Source organism: Methanomassiliicoccales archaeon, assembly GCA_038850735.1.
Classification (GTDB): domain Archaea; phylum Thermoplasmatota; class Thermoplasmata; order Methanomassiliicoccales; family JACIVX01; genus JACIVX01.
The window spans coordinates 26,961-48,320 of record JAWCLO010000003.1; the positions used below are offsets into that span (position 1 = coordinate 26,961).

At 43.8% G+C, this 21,360-nt stretch carries 18 protein-coding genes; 12 read left to right on the forward strand and 6 right to left on the reverse strand.

The window, feature by feature from the left end; all coding sequences use genetic code 11:
* Positions 1-5 precede the first annotated feature (5 nt).
* From QW087_02705 to QW087_02735, 7 genes are all read left to right on the forward strand, one after another.
* The gene (locus tag QW087_02705) at positions 6-1,421 is read left to right on the forward strand and encodes a CoA-binding protein (protein MEM2943634.1); all 1,416 of its coding nucleotides are present in this window, start codon (positions 6-8) and stop codon (positions 1,419-1,421) included.
* 2 nt (positions 1,422-1,423) lie between these two features.
* Entirely contained in the window at positions 1,424-2,131 is a 708-nt protein-coding gene (locus QW087_02710; protein MEM2943635.1) for an acetate--CoA ligase family protein, read from the forward strand.
* A gap of 128 nt (positions 2,132-2,259) precedes the next feature.
* Complete coding sequence (locus QW087_02715; GenBank protein MEM2943636.1) at positions 2,260-3,312, forward strand: uroporphyrinogen decarboxylase family protein; 1,053 nt, start codon at positions 2,260-2,262, stop codon at positions 3,310-3,312.
* Between the two features lie 119 nt (positions 3,313-3,431).
* Positions 3,432-4,094: a cobalamin-dependent protein gene (locus tag QW087_02720; GenBank protein ID MEM2943637.1), complete on the forward strand. Its 663-nt coding sequence runs from the start codon at positions 3,432-3,434 to the stop codon at positions 4,092-4,094.
* 32 nt (positions 4,095-4,126) lie between these two features.
* A complete protein-coding gene (locus QW087_02725) occupies positions 4,127-5,167 on the forward strand; it encodes a uroporphyrinogen decarboxylase family protein (protein ID MEM2943638.1) in 1,041 nt (346 codons plus the stop codon).
* A gap of 32 nt (positions 5,168-5,199) precedes the next feature.
* Complete coding sequence (locus tag QW087_02730; protein MEM2943639.1) at positions 5,200-6,846, forward strand: amidohydrolase family protein; 1,647 nt, start codon at positions 5,200-5,202, stop codon at positions 6,844-6,846.
* A 121-nt stretch (positions 6,847-6,967) separates the two neighbouring features.
* On the forward strand, positions 6,968-8,311 hold the full coding sequence (locus QW087_02735) for an acetyl ornithine aminotransferase family protein (protein ID MEM2943640.1): 1,344 nt from the start codon (positions 6,968-6,970) through the stop codon (positions 8,309-8,311).
* Positions 8,312-8,526: 215 nt separating this feature from the next.
* Here the strand turns inward: QW087_02735 and QW087_02740 are convergent, their stop codons facing one another.
* From QW087_02740 to QW087_02750, 3 genes are all read right to left on the reverse strand, one after another.
* Positions 8,527-10,290, reverse strand: a complete 1,764-nt coding sequence (locus tag QW087_02740) for an aldehyde ferredoxin oxidoreductase family protein (GenBank protein ID MEM2943641.1) — start codon at positions 10,288-10,290, stop codon at positions 8,527-8,529.
* Positions 10,291-10,351: 61 nt separating this feature from the next.
* Positions 10,352-12,253, reverse strand: coding sequence for an ASKHA domain-containing protein (locus QW087_02745; GenBank protein MEM2943642.1), 1,902 nt, complete (start codon positions 12,251-12,253; stop codon positions 10,352-10,354).
* Positions 12,254-12,257: 4 nt separating this feature from the next.
* A complete protein-coding gene (locus QW087_02750; GenBank protein ID MEM2943643.1) occupies positions 12,258-12,719 on the reverse strand; it encodes an Lrp/AsnC family transcriptional regulator in 462 nt (153 codons plus the stop codon).
* 381 nt (positions 12,720-13,100) lie between these two features.
* On the opposite strand from QW087_02750, the gene QW087_02755 reads away from it, so the two are divergent.
* The 4 genes from QW087_02755 (at position 13,101) to QW087_02770 (ending at position 16,088) form a co-directional block, all read left to right on the forward strand.
* Positions 13,101-13,709: a GTP-binding protein gene (locus tag QW087_02755; protein ID MEM2943644.1), complete on the forward strand. Its 609-nt coding sequence runs from the start codon at positions 13,101-13,103 to the stop codon at positions 13,707-13,709.
* Positions 13,703-14,152: a hypothetical protein gene (locus QW087_02760; protein ID MEM2943645.1), complete on the forward strand. Its 450-nt coding sequence runs from the start codon at positions 13,703-13,705 to the stop codon at positions 14,150-14,152. The genes QW087_02755 and QW087_02760 overlap by 7 nt, the downstream gene beginning before the upstream one ends.
* A gap of 217 nt (positions 14,153-14,369) precedes the next feature.
* Positions 14,370-15,809 carry a radical SAM protein gene (locus QW087_02765; GenBank protein ID MEM2943646.1) on the forward strand — a complete coding sequence of 480 codons (1,440 nt, stop codon included), beginning with the start codon at positions 14,370-14,372 and terminating at the stop codon, positions 15,807-15,809.
* Positions 15,810-15,818: 9 nt separating this feature from the next.
* Positions 15,819-16,088: a TIGR04076 family protein gene (locus tag QW087_02770; GenBank protein ID MEM2943647.1), complete on the forward strand. Its 270-nt coding sequence runs from the start codon at positions 15,819-15,821 to the stop codon at positions 16,086-16,088.
* Here QW087_02770 and QW087_02775 read toward each other — a convergent pair.
* The 3 genes from QW087_02775 to QW087_02785 form a co-directional block, all read right to left on the reverse strand.
* The gene (locus QW087_02775) at positions 16,085-18,394 is read right to left on the reverse strand and encodes a DNA topoisomerase I (GenBank protein ID MEM2943648.1); all 2,310 of its coding nucleotides are present in this window, start codon (positions 18,392-18,394) and stop codon (positions 16,085-16,087) included. The genes QW087_02770 and QW087_02775 overlap by 4 nt on opposite strands.
* A gap of 110 nt (positions 18,395-18,504) precedes the next feature.
* Positions 18,505-18,945 (reverse strand): nickel-responsive transcriptional regulator NikR, encoded by a 441-nt coding sequence (nikR, locus tag QW087_02780; protein MEM2943649.1) that lies wholly within the window; start codon positions 18,943-18,945, stop codon positions 18,505-18,507.
* Between the two features lie 39 nt (positions 18,946-18,984).
* On the reverse strand, positions 18,985-20,388 hold the full coding sequence (locus QW087_02785; GenBank protein MEM2943650.1) for a CoA-binding protein: 1,404 nt from the start codon (positions 20,386-20,388) through the stop codon (positions 18,985-18,987).
* A 157-nt stretch (positions 20,389-20,545) separates the two neighbouring features.
* Between QW087_02785 and QW087_02790 the strand changes: the two genes are divergently transcribed.
* Positions 20,546-21,358, forward strand: a complete 813-nt coding sequence (locus QW087_02790; protein MEM2943651.1) for an asparagine synthase C-terminal domain-containing protein — start codon at positions 20,546-20,548, stop codon at positions 21,356-21,358.
* The last annotated feature ends 2 nt before the right edge of the window (positions 21,359-21,360 follow it).

Here is a 21,360-nt window from a genome sequence, read left to right on the forward strand (position 1 = left end):
AGCTTATGAAGGATCAGAGAATCGATGCGATTTTCAATCCCAAATCAGTCGCGCTCATCGGAGCTTCAAGCAAGGAAGGTAAAATGGGATACGTGTTCGCCAAGAACATCACAGGAGGCTATCAAGGAAAAATATACATGGTCAACCCATCAGAAGACCAAATCTTTGGATACAAGTGTTATCCCGATGTCAAATCGGTTCCAGATAAGATTGATCTCGCCGTAATCGTTATCCCTGCAAAGGCTGTGCCAAAAGTCATGGAGGAGCTTGCTCAGAAAGGGACAAGGGCTGCAGTTGTGATTACTGCGGGATTCAGCGAAGCAGGACCAGAAGGCAAGAAGCTTGAAGAGGATATGATGGAAGCAGCGAATAAAGGGAATATTAAGGTGGTAGGACCGAATTGTTTTGGAATTTACAATTGCAACATCGGACTGAATGCCTCTCTTGGTGTTGGAACACCGCCGCGAGGTGGGGATATATCATTTGTAACCCAATCTGGCGCCTACGGAATGGCGATTTTCGCATCTGCACTTGATCATCACATGAAGTTCGCCAAAATCATGGCGCACGGCAACAAAGCAGGCATCGAAGATTACGAAATTCTAAGGTACTTGGGCGATGATGATGAAACGAGGGTTATTTGCCTATTCCTCGAATCGGTTAATAAGGGAAGAGAATTCTTTGAGGAGGCAAAAAGAATAACGCCAAAGAAACCCATCGTGGCGACAAAAACAGGAAGGACTGCTGGAGCGGCGAGAGCTGCAGCTTCACACACTGCAGCACTGGCAGGATCATTTACAGCGTATAAAGCGGCCTTCAAGCAGTCAGGGATCATTTTCGCAAGAAATGGTATTGACCTTATTAATATCGCAAAGGGGCTTGATTGGCAACCACTACCGAAGGGGCCTCGTGTTGGCATCATAACAAATTCTGGCGGAACGGGAGTGGAATTGGCAGATCTTTGCGAAGAGGAAGGTCTCATCATTCCAGAGTTGACCGAAGAAACTCAGCGCAAGATTCGGGAATTAATACCTCCATATGCGAGCGCAAAGAATCCTATTGATATGACGCCAATATGGCCTAGGTTCGTCGAACTCTATTCTCAACTTATCAAGATACTTTATGAATCGGATGAAGTTGACATTATAATTCCAATCATACTTCAGCGTGCGGCAATGATGCCAGAAGTTTGCAAAGCAGTTGCGGACAGAGTCAATGAGTGTCTTCGATCAGGATTGGAGAAACCCACCTATGTTTGCTGGGTGTCTGTCAGAAATGCTCTTGAAAACATGGATTATCTTCAAAAAAGCAGCGTCCCGTGCTTTGACTGGCCTGAAAGAACAGCAAGGGCGGTGGGCGCAATCTATGAGTATGTTCAATTCCTGCAGCGCAGGAGAATCCACATCCACAAGGAGGCTTAGCTTTGAAAGCCGAAGCAGCGCGATTGATAAGGAATGTGCTTGACGAAGGAAGAACGATTCTTTTGGAGCACGAGGCTAAGGCGGTTCTGGAATCATATGGTATTCCCTCAACTAAAGAGATCTTGTGCAAGAATGTTGAAGAAGCAATACAGGCAGCTGAGCTGATCGGATATCCGGTTGTGATGAAAATAGTGTCCCCCCAGATCGTCCACAAGACGGAATTTGGAGGGGTGAAACTGAATATTCGTTCGACCGAAGATGTGAAGTCATCGTTCGAAGACATGATTTCGAGAATTAAAAGGACGCTTGGAAATTTTGACTTTCGAGGGGTTCTGATTTCTGAGACCAGCAGAGGTCATGAACTGATAGTAGGATCAATGAAGGATCCTCAATTTGGCCAGATGATTATGCTTGGCACGGGTGGAGTCAACGTTGAGGTTTTCAAGGACGTATCGTATCGATTAGCGCCGGTGGATGAAATTGACGCACTCGAAATGCTTTCGGAGCTGAAAGGTAAGCGTTTGCTCGACGGCTATAGAGGGATGGAGAAGGCAAATATTGATGCAATAGTGTCGATGTTAATAAATGTCTCGCACATTCTCGTTGATTTCAGTGAAATATACGAAATGGATCTTAATCCTGTTTTTGCAAACTCAAAGGGCGTAGTGGTGGCGGATGCAAGGATAATTTTGAGTAAGGATACATCCTAACTTCTTCTACTAATTTCGTTATTCGCCATTATTTTTTCAAAAATGACTAAATGCGATGTGATTTTTGAAGCAAGTATATATAAAGTAGTTAAGAGTATAAAAAATAACATAGGGGGGTTTGGTCAAAAATGGAAATGACACCTATGCAGAGGTTTGAAGCGGCCCTGAATTTTGAGACGCCCGATTATGTCCCTGTATCGCTTTTTGGCGGAATTTTTGAAGTGCATTTTGTACCGGGAATGGATGTTGTAAGGTACGGTACAAGCGGTGCGAACATGGCAAAGGCTCATATCGCCTTCTATGAGCACGTTGGAGGGGACACAATCTACTGTCTTTCAGACATGGGGCTGATCGTTCAGGGTTGGGGAGTAAGAATGAAGCTTCCGGCAGAGCCTGATATTCACATGGCTCTTGGGAAGTTTCCTGTGAAGGAACCTGGTGATTGGGAGAAGCTAGAGCCACTAGACCCAAAAGTAGACGGAAGGATGAGATTGTATCTGGATGCTTGTGCAATATGCAGTGAAAAGTATGGTGATAGAGTACCTATTGGCGTGTCTATGCCGAGTCCTTTAACAACGACAACACACGTATGTTCAATGGAAGACACGCTTATGCATATGATTACAGATCCTGACGCTCTAAAAAAAGGTCTTAAGGCAATTACAGAGACCGTGGCAGCTTTTATCAATGCCTGTGTTGATAATGGTGCATATTTTGCTGGTTATCTTACGACGCGCGCGAGCAAGGAAATTACCACCGTTGAACAATACAGAGAGTTTGGGGCGCCATACGACGAAGAGGTCTTCAAGAAAACCCCAGCAATGGTTCATGTACCGCATATCTGTGGCGTAGAGCCAATGTTTGAGATAATTGATGATTACAGGAGAAAATTCAAAAATGTCAAGGCCATCTCATGGTGGGACAGAGGTGCGAAGCCAAATCTATCAGAAGCCAAGGCCACTTATGGCAAGCATCTTGCACTTATGGCAGGGATCGATCATACGAATACCCTTGTAACGGGAACGCCTGATGATGTTGCAGCTGAAATCAAGGACGCCTGCGAGAAGGCAAAGCATGGAAGCGGTTTCGTTCTTGCTCCTGGTTGTGAAGTTTCTCCAAAGACTCCTTGGCACAATATGCGAGCGGCTATCAATGCGGCAAGAAGGTATGGAAAGTACTAGGAGCGCAAGAAACTCTTTCATTTTTCTATATTTGTAAGCCACCAGAACGAAGCATTGGAAATTGAATATGTATTGAGTTGCGAGGATGCGATCGAATTGGGATAAGGCGGTGTAATGTGATGAATGAAGATCAATATAAAATGGCATATGAATGTGTCGTTAATGGAAAGGTTGGGGAAGCCCAGAAGATCGGCGAGATGCTGAAAGCAGCTGGGATAGACAGTAAAGAGGTTGGAAAGGTTCTAATCGATGCGATGAATGTTGTTGGTCATAAATATAGAGAAAGAGAAATAGCGCTGCCTCAATTGATATTAGCCACACACTCATTTAAAAAGATGTTGCTACCATATGTGATGGAGACAAAAGGCGAAGCTGGTACGGTGGTCATTGGCGTGGCGCAAAATGATATTCATGACATTGGAAAGAACCTTGTTGTTGGAATGTTGCAGGTATATGGCTACAAGGTTCATGATTTGGGAAAGGATGTGCCACTCGACAAATTCATTGAGGCCGCAAAACAACACAATGCAAATATCGTAGGAGCGGGAACGCTTTTGACAGCAACGATGCCAGAGCTCGAGGTTATTCTCACTAAGTTGAAGGATGCCGGCTTGAAAGAGAAAGTAAAGTACATGGTGGGAGGTGCACCTGTCACCGTCACATTTGCCAAGAGAATAGGAGCTGATGGCTACGCTGCGGACGCAGTCTTAGCCGTTGAGATGGTTTCAGAATTGATGAAAGGCAATCAGTGCTATCTCGCAGCTCGGCAGGACAAGGACTGAAATTGATACTAATGTGTGGAGTGGAACCTCTTATGAATTCAAGAAACAGGGTACATGCTGCCCTTGCGATGGAGTCTCCCGATCGCATTCCAGTATGCGGCATGGGTTGGACGATTGGGGCAATTGCTGGAAAATATCCAACAAAAGAATATGCACAAAATGGCGAGAAGATGGCCAAAGGGCAAATTGCGTTTTGGGAATCAACCGGTGTGGACATACTAAATCCCACATCTGATATGGGACAATTAGCAGAGGGGTGGGGTGTGAGAATGCGATATGAAGCCGACCTAACACCAATGCTCCATGAATTTGCGGTGAAGGAACCTGAAGATTGGGAAAAATTGAAACCACTAGATCCCAGGGTTGATGGGAGAATGCATGTTACTATAAAAGCCGTAGATATGATCAGAAAATCTCTCGGAGACAAAGTCGCCATCATGCCTTACGTTCCCAGTCCATTGACATCCGCAACTCATGTTTGCAATATGGAACAGGTTATGATGGATATACTTCTCAATCCCGATTTACTCCACGTGGGATTGAAAACTATGTCCGAAACCATCATTGCTTATATGGATGAGATCATCGATGCTGGGGCAGATGGTGCTCTTTTTGCTACCACGCGAGCATCTGGTGAAATCACAACTATAGACCAGTATAAGGAATTTGGCGAGAAGTATGATCGCCTAGTTCTCTCTTCGGTGAAAAAGCAAGATGGTCTAAATATTTTGCATGTCTGCGGTGTGGAACCTCATTTTTCACTACTTGCTGAGTATAAAAATGCAAACGGAATAAACTGGTGGGATAGAGGAAGTACTCTTGATCTGGCAACAGCAAAGAGAGAATATGGAAGCAGGGTATGCCTTGTTGGTGGTGTCGATCAAACAACCACGCTGATACTCGAAGATTCTCATTCAGTTGAGCAGGAATCGAAAGATGCCATCGATAAAGGATTTGCAGACGGCAGAGGTATGATACTCTCGCCTGGTTGTGAAATTTCGCCGAATACTCCCTTGGAAAATATCAAAGCCATGGTAAGGGCGGCTGAATTGTATGGAAGGAGAAAAAATTGAATCATTCATGAAGGGAAGGAGGATTGGTGTTGATGAGTAATAAGAAAGGAACTGATTGTCTAGGCATCTCTCTTGATGCTGCGATACTAAACGCCACGGTGATCACCGTGGATGATAAAATGTCAAAGGCGGAAGCCGTGGGTATACTCAACGGTCGAATCGCCGCCGTTGGAACCAATGAAGAAATAAAGCCAATGATTGGAAAAAATACCAAGGTGATAGACGCCAAAGGAAAAACTGTCGTTCCGGGCTTCCATGATTCGCATATGCATCCACTGCTCGTAGGTCATTTTGCGAGAGGTGTGCATCTTACTGACGTCAAAGATATACCAGAAATGCTTGAACGGATAAAGGAAAAGGTAAAGGAAACGCCGAAAGGTGAGATGGTTCTGGGGTTTGGGTGGAATCAAGAACGCATGGCAGAAAGACGTTACCCAACAAGATGGGAAGTAGATAGCGTGGCACCCGATCATCCCGTGTTTCTTATTCACTGGAATGCGCACATTTACCTAATCAATACCATGCTCATGAAGCAGAAAGGAATTACGCGTGACACGCCTGATCCGCCAGGAGGAACTATTGTTAAAGATGAGAAGGGTGAACCAACGGGTGTGTTGCTTGAAAATGCGATTGATCTCATAGCCCCCGGTTTTCTCGAAACAGGTGCTGGCTTGTTCAGTTACGAGCAAAGCAAGGCAGCCCTGAAGTTTTGCGTAGATAGAGCTGCAGAATGGGGTCTTACCTCAATTGTTGACATACTTGCTGGTGATGCGCAGGTGAAAGCATACCAAGAGCTTGAAGCAGAGGGTAATTTGCCCGTTCGCGTTAACTTCTATCTTGGCTACCAGTATTTGGATTACCTCATCAAGACGGGTATAATGAGCGGTTTTGGGACTAGCAAGGTCAGACTGGCAGGGGCGAAAATGATCGTTGACGGATCGCTAAGTAGTCACACTGCCGCATTGAGATTACCGTATGTTGATATGCCAGAAACAAAGGGAGTCATGCGGGTTGAGCCCGAAGAGATTCATGCTTTCGTGGATAAAGCGACCAAACATGGAATTAGAGTAGATATTCATGCTTTAGGCGATGCCGCTATTGAAACTGTTCTGAAAATATTCCGCGAAACGCTTGGGAAATATAAAGTCAGAGATCCGAGATTTAAGATCAGTCACTGCATAATACATGCACCAGATCTCATCAGGCAATTCAAGGAAATGAATATAATTGCCAACGTTCAACCCGTATTTGTAATGAAAGGCCAACATTGGATACCGAGACTCGTTGGCCCAGAAAGGGAAAAGTATGCTCATCCTTACAGATCGATGATGGAGGCCGGCATCCACATGTGTTCAGGAACAGATGCACCCATAGAGACGATGAACCCGATTATGAATATATATGCGGCTGCAGTGCGGAAAGATCCGCAAGGTGTTCCAGAAGGTGGATGGCATCCAGAGCAGTGTGTGCCTGTGGAGCAAGCATTACGAATGGTGACCATTGAAGGAGCGTACGCAACAGGGGAAGAAAAGGTTAAAGGATCCATTGAAGTAGGAAAATACGCTGATCTTGTGATACTAACCGACAACCCTCTTGAAGTCAAGCCAGACGACATCAAGAATATCAAAGTGCTTCTCACGATGGTTGGTGGCGATGTAGTATATTCGAAAATGGCATAGAGGGCTCATACATGAGCGAAAATGTCGTGTTTCCTAAATTCCGAATTTGAACCGACGTAAGGAAGCAAAATTATATGGGTTAAGTGTCAAGTTCTGGAAAGAAAACAGACGGAGGATATAAATGTCAGAGGAGAAGCTTAACCGAATTTCAATCGTCGTTGAGCCACCAGGTCCAAAAGCAAAAGAAATTATCGAAAGAGACAAAAAGTATCTGGCTACAACAAACAAAGTTATACCTGTTGTCGCAAAGCGGGGTCAGGGATCCTATGTGGAGGATGTTGATGGAAATGTCTATCTTGATTTTCAGTCTGGAATAGCCGTCAACAATACGGGACATTGCCATCCAAAGGTCGTGGAAGCTGTACGGAGGCAGGTCGGAGAGCTTATCCATTTTCCTGGTATACTTCTTTCTCAAAATATCGAAGGCGAAGTGGCTAAAAAATTAAACGAAATTACACCAGGAGATTTCGTGAAAAAGGTCTACTTCATGTGTAGCGGTGCTGGCGCAATTGACTCAGCTATAAAGGTTGCAAGATGGGCAACTGGAAGACCAAGGAACATAGCATTTATTGGTGCCTTTCATGGAAAATCCATTGGAGCGTTGAGTCTCACGGCAAGCAGGACCGCTTATCGGAAAGGATTTTTCCCAGAAATGCCAGGGGTTCTGCATGTACCATTTGCTTATTGCTATAGGTGCCCGTACAAAATGTCGTACCCAGAATGTGATATTTACTGTGCCAAGATCCTTGATGAACTTTACCTCCAAAAGTTTATTCCACCTGAAGAGGTTGCTGCAATATTTGTCGAACCAATCCAGGGCGAAGGTGGTTATATAGTCCCTCCGCTTCCCTGGATGAAGGAGATAAAGAAAATTTGTGAAAAATATGGAATTCTCTTTGTTGCCGATGAAGTTCAATCTGGATTTGGAAGAACGGGCAAGTGGTTTGCGATTGAGCACTTCGATGTAGTCCCTGATATCATGGTTGTGGCAAAAGGAATCGCTTCTGGTCTGCCAATGAGTGCATGCATTTTCAATGAGAAGTACGATATCAAACAGCCTGGTGCTCATGCTACGACATTTGGCGGCAACCCTGTTACCTGTGCTGCTGCCCTTGCGACAATCGAAGCAATCGAAGAGGAAGGTATGCTGGAAAACGCAACAAAGCAAGGGACTTACATGCTGAAGCGTTTGAATGAAATGAAAGAGAATTACGAAATCCTAGGCGATGTGCGCGGCATAGGGCTTATGACAGCTATCGAAATCGTGAAGGACAAGAAATCAAAAGCACCAGCTCCTGATGAACGCAATAAGATATGCATCGATGCAATGAAGAGAGGGCTTCTCATATTGTTCTGCGGTCCAAGCAGTATACGAATCATTCCGCCACTGAATATTAAGAGAGAAGAGATTGATATTGCGATGGAGATTGTGGATCAGTTGTTAAAGGAAAACGACAAACGCTAGTTTTTTTCTAAAAACTTTATTTCTTTTTTTCGATTATCGTTAATGACGAGAATTTCCATTTTTGAATTCATATAAGCGCATCGAATATAATCATCAAAATACTCATTCATTTAATAAGCTGATAACGACTGGAGAATGTCGAACAATCATCTCAAATAAGTCGCTTTATGAAAAAGGGAATGAAATGGAAGAGAGGCAAAATCTATGATTATGGCTTAATGGATTGGTGGAATGCCATCTTTGTTCCATCCCCTAGCTTCGTAATACTCGTCAAGCATCTTCTCCAGATCCTCCCTCACCACAACATGCATTCTGGAAGATCCATCTATAAAGGGAACTTCATGGAAGACTCTGGGGAGAGAGTCATCTTTTCTACTAATGCCTTCTCTGGTGCTAAATCTCCTGGCGTTATCAACTGCCCTTGCACCCGCAAACTGAATTTCGTCTGTAGATATTGAAATGCCGGTTGCAAATGTATAGAGTTTCGCCAAATCATCCCACTCATAAGCATCTCTGACGAAGCAGCACACGACTGCTGAGTCAATTATCGCCAGCTTATCCTCAAGACCCTTAACATATCTACCTTTTCCTGAAACTGAAAACCTATCAGAGATTCCCCTCATTTCGTATGCATAGGCAGTTGATCTGAGATGATCGGCACCTCTGACTCCAACTGCATATGAAAGTGCCATGCCATTATATCCCCGAGGGTCGTACCCTGGCGGTTCGAGTCCTTTTACATGCACAGCGATGTCTTCGAGAGACAAAACTTCAGAAGCCCTTTTGACTCCTTCTGCCAGCGTGTTGCCAAGACCTTCTCTATTCGAGATCATGTTGAGCAGTCTGAGCACAACTTCATCATCACCAAACTTTATGGAAAACTCTGTATTGAGACGTCCCATTTCATAGGCACGCATAGCAAATCCGATCACATTCCCAGCAGTGATTGTATCGAGACCTAATTCATCGCACAATTCATTGATTTTTGCAATAGATTTGATGTCTGCAATTTCGCAAAGTCCGCCGAAGGCAAAAATGGTCTCATACTCTGGCCCTTCCACAACTGTTCCTTTGTATTTTCCGTCTTTTACAGATGACATTTTACCACAAGCTACTGGGCAATTCCAGCATGCTTTATTCTTATCTAGTATCTCCTTTTCCATCGCCGGTGCATTTATCCGCAAATAGGATTCAAAAAATCCCTTTTGCCAGTAGTGAGTAGGGAATGCACCTAGTGCGTTTTGATTGTTCACCATAACAGGTGTTCCGTACTTTGTCAGAGGCCCATCTTTTGGAATCCGATCTAGTACTTCTTTCACGACAGAGTTGAATTTTTCTTCGTCAGCAACTTCGATTTCTCGAGAGCCGAAAAAGGCGATGGCCTTGACTTTTTTGGATCCGAGAACCGCCCCCGCTCCAGCCCTCCCCAGCTGCCTATATTTGTCATTAGATATACAAGCAAACTTAACAAGCTTCTCACCAGCCGGGCCAATAGTCATGACTTTAGCTTTTGGCTCGCCCATATCCTTGCGAACGGCCTCCTCAGTTTCTATCGTTGATTTTCCCCAAAGACTGCTAGCGTCATGAATCTCGACGTTGTTATCTACAACAGTAATGTAAACCGGTGATGAAGATTTACCACGAATAATAACAGCATCATATCCTGCTTTCTTTATTTGAGGTCCCAGGTGCCCTCCAGAATAAGATTCACCCCATATCCCAGTAAGAGGTGACTTAAAAAAAGCTCCGTATCTGTTTGAAGTAGGTGCGCGCGTTCCAGTCAACGGTCCTACCGCAAACACAATCGTGTTCTCCGGAGAGAGTGGATCTATATGCGTTGGGACTTCATCCAAAAGAATCTTTGCACCAAGCCCCTTTCCGCCAATACACTCTTTCGCAATTTTCTTATCTAATCTCTCTGCCTTTGTCGAATTCTGCTCTAAATCTATCCTTAAAATCTTGCCGGCATAACCCCCCATAATAGCACTCCCTGACGCAAATCTGAATAAGGATATTGTGACCATTAGATTATATTTTCCTTCATCGACCACCAGTAATTTCCGGTTTAAACGAAAAATCTCTTTTCCCTGTGGAAATCTCGGAAGATGCGATGGGGAATCTGGTAAGGTCATTGTGCGGGAAATAAAGGGCTGAATAGAATGCTTCTTCGAAATCGGGTTGCGCGGCAAGTTCGATGTACTCGACCTTTCTTGCAATTTCCTCAGCTTTTTTTCTCATTTCATTGTTGAGGAGTGCCATCTTTGCCCCAGAGCCTGCCGCATTTCCAATACTAACTATGTGATCTAGTGGTACCTCTGGAAAAATGCCAATCATTCTCGCATTTGCTGGGTCTATATAATTCCCAAAGGCACCGGCCAAAAGAATCTCGTCAATTTCTTTGTCAGAAATTCCAGACATTTTCATTAAAATTTCCGTTCCAGCGTACATGGCAGCCTTCGCAAATTGGATTTGCAAGACATCGTTCTGTGTAATAACTATTGGCTCTTTAACTGCCGTTTCGTCTTCAAAAGCGACGATGAAATAAGATTCTCCATTTTGGACACCAATCCTGGGAGAATCGATTTCCTCCATTATTCTTCCAGATCTGTCTATGATCCCTAACCGCACCATTTCAGCTATTGCATCAACAATACCAGATCCGCATATACCTCGGGGTTTTGTATTTCCTATAACACTGTACTTCACTCCCAGGTTCTCTGTGATTTTGACATGATCTATTGCTCCTCTTGCTCCTCTCATGCCAAACCTTAGGCACCCGCCTTCAAACGCAGGCCCCGCTGCACACGACGCACTGATTATTCTTCCAGGTGTGATGACTGAAATCTCTCCATTGGTTCCAATATCAATAGCCAGGCGATTATATTGACTTTCATCGGCACGAACCGCAAGCAATACCCCAACATGATCAGCACCGACGAATCCGCCGATATTTGGAAGCGAATAAACGTATCCTTCCTCATTTATTTCAACGCCGGCGACTTTCGCTTTCTCTTCGAGGCTACGTGCAACAACGGGAATATATGGTGAAAAGGCAAATGATTGAACCTCCAATCCCCAAAACAAATGGTGCATGACGGTATTTCCAACAATGACTACCTCGTATATTTCGTCCCTTTTTATTCCTGCTAATGTAGCGCATCTATTTATCAAATCGTTTATGCATGACACTATCTGATTTCTGAGAATTTCGACTCCTTCTTCCCGTTCAAGTCTGAACGTAATTCGGGATATCACATCATCGCCATATTTGATCTGCGGATTCATGTCAGATTCTACTGCAAGTTCCCTTCCATCGACGAGATCAATGAGATATGCAACCACTGTTGTTGTTCCAATATCGACTGCAATACCGTAAACGCCTTCATTCTTCTCAGTAAGCCCGAGTATTTCATCGTGTCTTAATACAATATGTGCCTCTGAATTTTTTCGCAAGTAGTCTGGAAGAAGAGACAATATTTTCAGAGGAATATGAAGAAATCCCCCGATTTGCTTTATCGAATTCTTCAAGCGTTCGAAATCAGGCAATGGGAAATCAATTGTAGGAGGCGGAACTTGAATAGTAATTTTCTTGACTGTAGGATCCGTATCTACATGTGCAAAAGATTTCACAAGAATGATCTGCTCCTTCTTTTCATACTCCTCAGGAATGTCAATGACTAAATCATCCTCAACAATGAGTTTGCATGCGAGCCTAACCCCTCTCATGAGGTCATTTTTAGAAATGAATTTCGCATCTTCTTGAGAAATCGGTGCATCTTTTGTTGTCACAACGACACGGCATCTTCCACAAGAGCCACGACCGCCACAGACTGATTCAATTGGAACGCCAGCACGCATCGCAATTTCAAACAGGCTCTCTCCAGGTTTATCCACTTCGACAATTTTTCCAGTAGGCTCAAATCGTACTCTTATCATTTCCATCAAGTCAGTAGTAGTGTCTGTAGATGCTATAGATCTCGGTGATCTGGCTGATTTCGTATCCTGAAAAGCAACGGTTACTTATGATCAGCTCTCTGATGAGTTTCTCTGCCTCTCTTGGATTCTCGGCATGAAAAAGAAGAATTGCGCTAAAGGCACCAATTGCAGTGAAAACCTGTATCGTAGCTGGATGGTTCTTCAATTCCCTGAGTATACGTTCCTGATCATGGGAAGAGAGACCCGTATCGAATTTTAATACGACCGAATAGATCAAATCCCCCAAACGATCATAATAAATCAAGTTGGCTTTTTGAAGGATCTTAAGTTCCCTCAATCTTTCAATTCTATATCCCACGGATCTGCTAGTCATCCCCATTTTTTCGGCTATTTTCTCATAAGTCCACTCAGGATGATTTGCAAGCATCTTTAGAAGTTCCTTGTCCTTATCATCAAGGATTTCGCGCCCCATTTAAACACCTAGTTCCTCGGAATTTTTTACATGCATAACCTTTCAAATAAAAGTTGCTATCATTTTTGCCATTTGATTTCGGAATAAGTGAAACAGTCTGGGTTGGATTGTTACTTCAAAAACGGTTCCATTTAAACCAACCGCACTAACGCTCATTTTTTTTTACATGATATCCTAACTTTCAAAGAACCTTGGAACTCCTATGTGCAACGATTGTTTTTTTTAAGAAATGATATTTATTGCAAGAGGAGAGTTTTCTTCCAAATATCGTAGCGAAAAGAAATTATCGATAGTGTGTCCGGATTTGTGGCAATATTTATTAACATGGTGTATGGTAATTGCCCATAAGTGAAACCAGTAGCATGAAGACGGGTGTCAAAGATGGAGCTGATTGTCATCGCGGGATTTCTGGGATCAGGAAAAACAACACTTATCCTGGCAACCGTGTCAAAGATAATTGAACGAACAGGCAAGAAAATCGTCATAATTGTCAACGATTTTGGAAAAATTGGGATTGATGGCAAAATTATGGAAAAATATGGTCTTCGGGTTCAGGAACTTGCAAGCGGATGCATATGTTGTACGCTTGGTCCTGATTTTATCAGCACTTTGAAAACGGTGGCTACCCAATTCGAGCCAGATATCATAATTGTCGAACCGACAGGTATCGCAGACCCGCAAGCTATTTTGAACTCTCTCGAGATGTATAATGGTCCACCGATCTGCAAAGTTCTAACTGTTGTCATAGTAGATGCCATTCGATTTTCAGTAATAATCAAAGCACTTGAAAGACCATTTAGAGCCCAAATCCGAGCTGCAGGACTTGTCCTTATCAATAAAATTGACGAAATTGAAAATGAGGAAGCGATTCGGGAAATGGAATCTAGAATTAAGGAATTTGGATCAAGTAGTCCCATAATTCCTGTATCGGCCACTGAAGGAACAAATCTCGATAGTGTTGTGGATTTTATGGTGGTGGGTACATGCTAACGCCTGATTTTTCTGCATATGCAGCAAGAGTTCTTATCACGGCAAAAATTCCAAAATCAGGAGCGGAGGTTGAGGATCTTATCAAAGGAATTATGTCGAAATGTGTGGTAGAATGTGTTGATGCTGGTGCGACACTTATTGGCCATGCTAAGTGCATCGCAGAGTCAGATAACGGGAATTTCATGGCGTGTAGTATCACAAGCAATGATGGAAAAATCAGCTGCAGAGGGGTACTCCAGGGTGAAATTAGGAAGGTGAGTCTTGTCATCAACATTCTGCTATATGGCTTGAAAAGGGCAGAAATTGAGAGAATATTTGAGACGATCCTTCGGGAAAGAATCGGCCCCAGGGAGTTTGCCGTAGTTATTGAAGATATTGATGTACACGACCATGAACATCATGAAGAAAATCACGAGCATTCGCACGATCATGAAACGGCGTAATTCTTATCTGGTGAGGTTCGCAGTTTTGAGAGATGGTGTTGGGATATATCCAGTCTTCGGAGATTCGCTCATCGGATTCCTTTTGAATTTTGGAAATCTTTCTGGAGAAAATAATAAATAGGATAATTGAAGGTAGTCCCCCCTAGTAACATTCATCGAAACTCAGGGATTATGTCAACATATCGAATCCCTGAGCTCTCGATAAAGGGTTGATCGCATGAAAACCGGAACAGGGGTGCAGGTTCTAAGAACAATGATCGGCAATCCTGTGACGAGGAAAATACTTTCAGGTATGAGCAAGTTCTGTGAGATCGATCAAAAGAATCGGCTAGAAGTGGCGCTCGAGCTTTACGTGGGAGCTAGAGAGGATGCCTGTGTTTTTTGCAGAGCTGCCGAAAAACCTCTAGCATCTGTTCTGAGGCGGGGTGCGAAGGCATTTGGCGTCACTGAAAATGAAATGAAAGCTCGCTTTAAGGATCCTTATTGGAGAAAGGGACTTGCCAATGTTATCAGTGGAATCGCCCGATTCGGCGTAAGGAGACCCTTTGTACCCGGGGCACCGTTCCAGGTGGTATGGGATGTGACATACGCCTGCAATCTTCGGTGCCAGCATTGTTATGCAACAGCTGGTAAGGCCCAAGCAGATGAACTCAATCATGAAGAAGCTTTGGCTTTGGTGGATAAACTAGCAGCTATGGGCATACCAATTCTTGCTTTTTCGGGCGGTGAACCTCTCGTCCGAAAGGACATGCTCGAGTTAACAAGGCGGGCAGCCGACCACGGCATGTATGTTTCAATTGCAACGAATGGGACGCTTATCACGCCAGAAAAAGCCAGGCAGATGAAAGAAGCGGGAGTACATTATTTGCAGATAAGCATTGATGGCGCTGACGCTGCAACGCATGACGGATTCAGAGGACTCAGAGGTGCATTTGATAAAACAATCGAAGGAGTGAAAAATGCCGTTGAACAAGATTTCTTCGTGAATATCTCAACAACGGTTACGAGGAGAAACCTGCATCAGATACCGGATATCATCGATCTTTGCGAAACACTCGGCGTGGATTGGTTCATGGCATACAATTTTGTTCCAACTGGCAGAGGCAGAATAATTGTGGAAAATGATCTCAGCCCGGAAGAGAGGGAAGAGCTTCTTAAGATGCTTTATGGCAAATTGAAGGAAGTAAAATGTGAACTTCTAACAACTGCGCCTCAGTATGCACGAGTGGCACTGCAGAGTTGCGGAGAAAATGGAAAGATTGTTGTACCCACGCATTTCTACAATCCTGAGGTGGAAGGGAATCTGTTCAATCTGACGGAGTTTATCGGCGGTTGTGGGGCTGGAAGGTTTTATATGGCGATACGTGCGAACGGCGATATCGAGCCATGTGTGTTTTTCCCGCTTAAGGTAGGCAATGTAAGAACTGATAATTTGGATGACATCTGGCTTAACAATAGGGTATTTGAGGATTTGAGAAACAAGGATCTTCTAAAAGGAAGCTGCGGATCCTGTGATTATCGGTATCATTGTGGCGGTTGCAGGGCGAGAGCATATAACTACTTTGGTGATTATTTGGCTCCTGATCCGGGATGTATCAATAATGTCGCTAGCTACAGAGAGCTTGTAGCCAGCATCCCGATCGCAGCAACAAAATAAGGGTGTGGTATGGCATACAATGTAAAAGTTGAAGTTGTAGGGATCGGTGGATCTGGAAGGTGCCCAATGGGAATCAAAGTAGGTGATACATTTGAATTCGGTGCATTCCCTCCACCAGGTCTCTGTGTTTGGGCTACTTACGTTATGATCCCCTTCGTTACGACGCTGAGATTCGGAGGGAATTTCAGAGAATTTGGAGAGGAGGACGGTGTAGTCCATTGTTGCTGCGTCGATCCAAAAAATCCCGTGATATTCAAGCTTTCGAGGATAATTGATTAGTCCTTGCTTTTCTTTTTCTTTGATGCACCAGAAATCTTCTTACCGTTTGATCTCTTGGAGGGACAATTCTGATTAAGACAAGTCTTTCTAGTGCGCTTCCCGATTTCAATCTCAATCATAGGTGACCCACAAATGTCGCATGCTGATTCCGACGTCTTCACTTGACCTTTCTGTGGCAACGGAAATGTTTGATCGCAGTCTGGATAACCGCTGCAACCGAGAAAGCGTTTTCCTGAACTAGAATAAATCAATCGCATAGATTTTCCGCATTTTGGGCATTTTGAAATGGAGTTCTTATTCTTATTGGTTATGCAATTGGGATCAATACAAATTATCTCTGGCTTTTGTCCTTTTCTTATAGTCTTAATTAGTGGCATTCCACACTCGTCGCATTTCGTACCTGTAGCTTCTATCGCAGCACCCTTTGGCTTCGAAAAGCTCGTCCTGCATTTCGGATACCCAGAGCACCCTATGAATTCACGGCCATCTTTCGATTTCAGTATCTTTAGTTTTCCGCCACACGCAGGACAGTCTCCAACACTCTTCTGCTCTTCGAGAGCTGATTTTATCTCATAGCCAATTTGTTCCTCATGTTTTTCCATAGTCTCCACAACATCGGAGAGCATATCTTGAGATTCGCGCACGACGTCCTCAAGCGAACTGTCACCGCCCGCAATTTCATCCATATCCTTTTCGAGGTGAGACGTCATCTTGCTATCTGTTATCATGTTGGCGTACTTTTCAAGAGCTTCTGCCACCGCAATGCCAGCTGGAGTAGGAATGAGATTGTTTCCACGAACGTAATTGCGCTCGTACAGCTTTTGTATGATCTCATGTCTCGTACTTTTTGTACCCAAACCTAGACGCTCCATTTCCTGGATAAGCGTGCCTTGCGTATATCTGGGTGGCGGGCGAGTCTGCTTTTTATGAATCCCAATTTTCAAAATTTCTACGCTTTGGCCAGATGCTAATTTTGGAATGAATGTTTCGACGATCTTATAATACGGGTAGTATTTCCTCCATCCCATTGAAACCAACTGGTATCCAAATGAATCAAAGACTTCACCGTTGATGGATATTGAACACTTCGTGTTTCTGATCTTTGCAGGAGATGCAAGGGTAGCCAGGAAACGTCGCACGATCAGCTCGTAAATCTTCCACTTTTCATCCTTAAGGGTTCTTTTCGTTGCTGCCTCCGTTGGATGTATTGGTGGGTGATCCGTCGCCTCCAATTTTCCCCTTGATGGAATGATACGGTCCTGGCTCAATATCTCCTCTGCTTCTCTCTTGAAATCAGTTTCCTTGAGTTTTTCGAGAATCCCCCTTAGAGAAAGGGATTTCGGGTAGACGGTGTTATCAGTTCGTGGATATGAAATAAAGCCAGACGTATAGAGATCCTCGGCAATGCTCATAGCCCTGCTCGCAGTAATTCCGAGTCTGTTTGCTTCAGCGAGAAAAGTAGTTGTATTGAAAGGGGCAGGAGGATATTCGTTTTCTTCCTTTTCATCATAAGTAATCACCTTTCCTTCCGATGCGCCACGGCACTTTTCAAGCACACTCTTTGCTTCATCTTCATTCCAGAATGGATTTCTTTGATGATTTCCTGTAAACTCAGTCTCTTTACTTCGCAATGTGGCAGTAATATCCCAGTATGGAGTCGGAACAAACTGTTCAATTTCCTTGTGCCTGTCAACAATGAGACTCAACGTCGGACTCTGCACCCTGCCTACCGAAAGAAAATTCTTTCCCATCTGGTTCGTGGCTTTAGAAATGAAGCGTGTTAGAGCCGCCCCCCAAGCAAGGTCTATAATCTGCCTGCACTCAGCAGATTCGGCAAGCTTTTCATCAGGATCAACCAGCGATGAAAACGCCTTCTCTATCTCGCTTTTCGTGAGGGCACTAAATCTTGCTCTTCTGACTTTGTTTGGATCAATTGAAAGAAGCTTTACTGTTTCGAGTCCTATGAGTTCACCCTCTCTGTCGTAGTCTGTTGCTATTATTATCTGGTCAGCCTCTTTGGCTAATTCCTTGAGAGCCGAAACAATATTCCTTGCAATGATCTTTTTCCTGGGAACGGCATATATGAGATCTCTTATGTCGACCTTCCTCCAGTCATTGAGCTCATCTGGATAATCTAATTCCAAAATATGTCCTCTTAGACCAACAATGCAAATATCTTGCCCATTTCGTGATACCTGGAAAACAGGAGTTCCATACAGATTCTTTCGTGAATAAGACCCTTGGCCGAGTATACTTGCAATTCTAGCCGCCGCGTTGGTTTTCTCAGAGATAACAAGTATTTTCATCTGTCGCTCGCCCATTAAGAATAATGTATAAAATACTATGTTCTTTTGAAGAATCTAGTTTCGCAGAATTGCCAATCTGTTAGCATTGACTACTGAATTAATCAATAGGATCAGTGACTATTCGCCTTTTCGAAGCGACCTGCCGTCATTGTCAGCTTCCCGTGCAGTACGCCACGCACACTACATAGTTCGTCTGCGAGCCCCTTGATATCTTTGACCTTTCCTCCGACGACCAGAACCTCCAGACAACGATGAATATCAATATGTATATGCATAGATGATGAAATCTGAGAATGGTGAGCATGCTGGATTTCAAGCAATTTCTCTCTAACACCGCCCCTTTCGTGATCGTATACCAATGTAATCGTCCCAAAAGCATCAGAATTCTCATCGGCCCATATCTCTTCCACGAGGGCATTTCTGATAAGATCCCTTATGGCCTCACTCCGTGAAGGATATTTTTTCGCTCTTATTAGTTCATCGAATCTCTCGAGAAGTTCCGGTTCAAGCGAAACGCCAATTCTTGTTACGTTATCCATAACAATTGACATAAATCAGCTTGATATTCTTAAATGATTTCCTCTTCGAGTTCATTGGATCATACCAATCCTTTTCAAATAGAGACCTCTGTCATAGAGACATCGGAGGGCTTTTATAGCCCTAGATAGCGAATTGTATGCCGGGATTTTCTTTTGTTCAAAACGGCGAAGCATTGGCCGCGGAATACTACCGCCAATGCAACAAACAATTGTCGGTTTTCCTCCCTTTCTTATTTTCTCCTCAGCAATATCGACAAGACCATTTGTGATCAGAGGAGGTTGTAGCTGCAATAACACGAGAACCGCATCTACCCCATCTTCTGACTGGATGATTTCTAATACATCGCCATACATATCGTCTGTCACACTTCCAGTGAGATCGATAGGATTTTCAACTGAAGCATAATACTGCGTCTTTTCTTTTAACAATCTTTTCGCCCTTTCACTGATTTCAGCAAGCTTCATCCCAACCCCCTTATCTTTGGATTCGATGATGTCCGTTGCAATAACTCCAAATCCGCCAGTACTGCTTACAATTGCAACGCGATCGCCTTTGATATGATCGAGATATGCAAGGGCCTTTGCCATATCAATCAATTCGACTTCATCATAGGCTCTCTGAACTCCTATCTGCTTGAATACCCCAGTAACCAGCGCATCTGAACTGGATGCCATGGCACCCGTGTGAGACATTGCGGCCTTTGCTCCTTTTTCGGTAGAGCCTACTTTGATTGCCACAATTGGCTTGTGTGGCGTAATCTGTCTGCACAGTCGGATAAATTCCCTCCCGTCCGAAAAAGACTCTAAATACATTGCTATCGACTTCGTTCGATCGTCCTGGGCAAAGTATTCCAAATAATCATTTTCGCTGAGGTCGACTTTGTTGCCAAGCCCCACACATGCGCGGATTCCGACTCCCATATCCTCAGCCATTTCATAAAGACCACACATGATGGAACCGCTCTGGGAAATCAATGTGATTTCTCCATCAACGGGCCTTGGGCTTCGTTCCCTCGGGACAAATAGCGTGTCGAGCTTATTTCCCGTAACTATGATCCCCAATGTATTTGGGCCAACAAGTCGCGTATTTGAGCCTTTCAGGATTTCACTTATTTTCCTTTCGAGGGCCTTCCCTTCTTCGCCGATTTCGCCGAACCCTGCGGCAACAGATATCACAAAAGGAACGCCCTTGCGAACACATTCCTCTACGATCGAAGGGGTGATTTTTGCTGAGATTGCAAGTACTGCTAGGTCGACCACTTCTGGCAATTCCATGATGCTCTTGTAGGTCTTTATTCCGTTGATCTCAGCTTCATTGGGGTTGACTAAGTACAATCTGAAATTGCCGTCCATAAGGTTAATTAAAATCGTATTTCCTATTTTCCCAGGTCGACCCGAGGCGCCCACGAGTGCGACACTCCTTGGATTGAACAACAAATCTAGCTGGCTAACCATCAGCTCTGTGAATACTGCTCTTCTTTAAAACCTTTTCATAGAATTTTGTGTATGCTATCTAAAGGAAGCATCAAAATCTCGGAAAAAAGAAGGAAATGTTACAATTGAGATGCAATTCGAAACAAAAATATTGTTGATAAGATTCTTGTTTTCGGAAATGTACGAAGGCGATATAGAATCAGGATTGATCAATTGTATGAGCAGTATTCTTGAGAACCTTCTTTCTGGAAGGGAATGCGCGATCTTGTTTTCGGGAGGTTTGGACAGCTCAGTAATAGCCGCTCTTGCAGCGAAATGCTCCAATCCAATCCTTTACACGGTAGGTTTACATGAATCTCATGATATTCTTGCAGCGAGAAAATCATCCGTATTTTTGAATATCCCCTTGAGAGAAATTATCGTAACAGAAGATGAGATCGTTGATGCAATTCCTGTATTGGCGGATCTGATTTCTAGCCGCGATCCTGTTGTTATTTCGTACGAACTTCCGCTATACTTCGTAGCATCCAATGCAAGGGAATCCTTATTGGTTAGCGGCCAAGGAGCTGACGAGCTTTTCGCAGGATATAAGAGGTACGAATCGCTCTCGGGCCAAATGCTGTTGCAGCGCATGCAAGAGGATCTTAGCCGTCTATTAAGTGAGGGCGTTGAAACTGAGAGGAAAATAGCAAGATTGTTTCATAAAGAGATTGTTCACCCCTACCTTGATGAGAAGTTCCTAGACTTCGTTCTGCAGATACCAATTGATGAAAGGATGAGGAATGGGGTTAGAAAGGGTCTTTTAAGGGAAGTTGCACGACGACTTGGACTGGGTGAAATTTCCAGTCTTGATAAAAAAGCCGCGCAATATGGTTCGGGCATAATGAAAACGATGAAGAAAGCGGCTCGTAAGCGGAAAATTCATTTAAAAGAACTCGTTGAGCAAAACTCAGATTCGAGGAAACAAAAAGTAATGGAAAATAGTGCGTGATC

Bases quoted from the DNA above. Each gene is read 5' to 3' on its own strand.
- QW087_02705 (MEM2943634.1), top strand. From the start codon at position 6: ATGAAGGATCAGAGAATCGATGCGATTTTCAATCCCAAATCAGTCGCG.
- QW087_02715 (MEM2943636.1), top strand. From the start codon at position 2,260: ATGGAAATGACACCTATGCAGAGGTTTGAAGCGGCCCTGAATTTTGAG.
- QW087_02720 (MEM2943637.1), top strand. From the start codon at position 3,432: ATGAATGAAGATCAATATAAAATGGCATATGAATGTGTCGTTAATGGA.
- QW087_02725 (MEM2943638.1), top strand. From the start codon at position 4,127: ATGAATTCAAGAAACAGGGTACATGCTGCCCTTGCGATGGAGTCTCCC.
- QW087_02730 (MEM2943639.1), top strand. From the start codon at position 5,200: ATGAGTAATAAGAAAGGAACTGATTGTCTAGGCATCTCTCTTGATGCT.
- QW087_02735 (MEM2943640.1), top strand. From the start codon at position 6,968: ATGTCAGAGGAGAAGCTTAACCGAATTTCAATCGTCGTTGAGCCACCA.
- QW087_02740 (MEM2943641.1), bottom strand. From the start codon at position 10,290: ATGGGGGGTTATGCCGGCAAGATTTTAAGGATAGATTTAGAGCAGAAT.
- QW087_02745 (MEM2943642.1), bottom strand. From the start codon at position 12,253: ATGGAAATGATAAGAGTACGATTTGAGCCTACTGGAAAAATTGTCGAA.
- QW087_02750 (MEM2943643.1), bottom strand. From the start codon at position 12,719: ATGGGGCGCGAAATCCTTGATGATAAGGACAAGGAACTTCTAAAGATG.
- QW087_02755 (MEM2943644.1), top strand. From the start codon at position 13,101: ATGGAGCTGATTGTCATCGCGGGATTTCTGGGATCAGGAAAAACAACA.
- QW087_02760 (MEM2943645.1), top strand. From the start codon at position 13,703: ATGCTAACGCCTGATTTTTCTGCATATGCAGCAAGAGTTCTTATCACG.
- QW087_02765 (MEM2943646.1), top strand. From the start codon at position 14,370: ATGAAAACCGGAACAGGGGTGCAGGTTCTAAGAACAATGATCGGCAAT.
- QW087_02770 (MEM2943647.1), top strand. From the start codon at position 15,819: ATGGCATACAATGTAAAAGTTGAAGTTGTAGGGATCGGTGGATCTGGA.
- QW087_02775 (MEM2943648.1), bottom strand. From the start codon at position 18,394: ATGAAAATACTTGTTATCTCTGAGAAAACCAACGCGGCGGCTAGAATT.
- nikR (MEM2943649.1), bottom strand. From the start codon at position 18,945: ATGTCAATTGTTATGGATAACGTAACAAGAATTGGCGTTTCGCTTGAA.
- QW087_02785 (MEM2943650.1), bottom strand. From the start codon at position 20,388: ATGGTTAGCCAGCTAGATTTGTTGTTCAATCCAAGGAGTGTCGCACTC.
- QW087_02790 (MEM2943651.1), top strand. From the start codon at position 20,546: ATGTACGAAGGCGATATAGAATCAGGATTGATCAATTGTATGAGCAGT.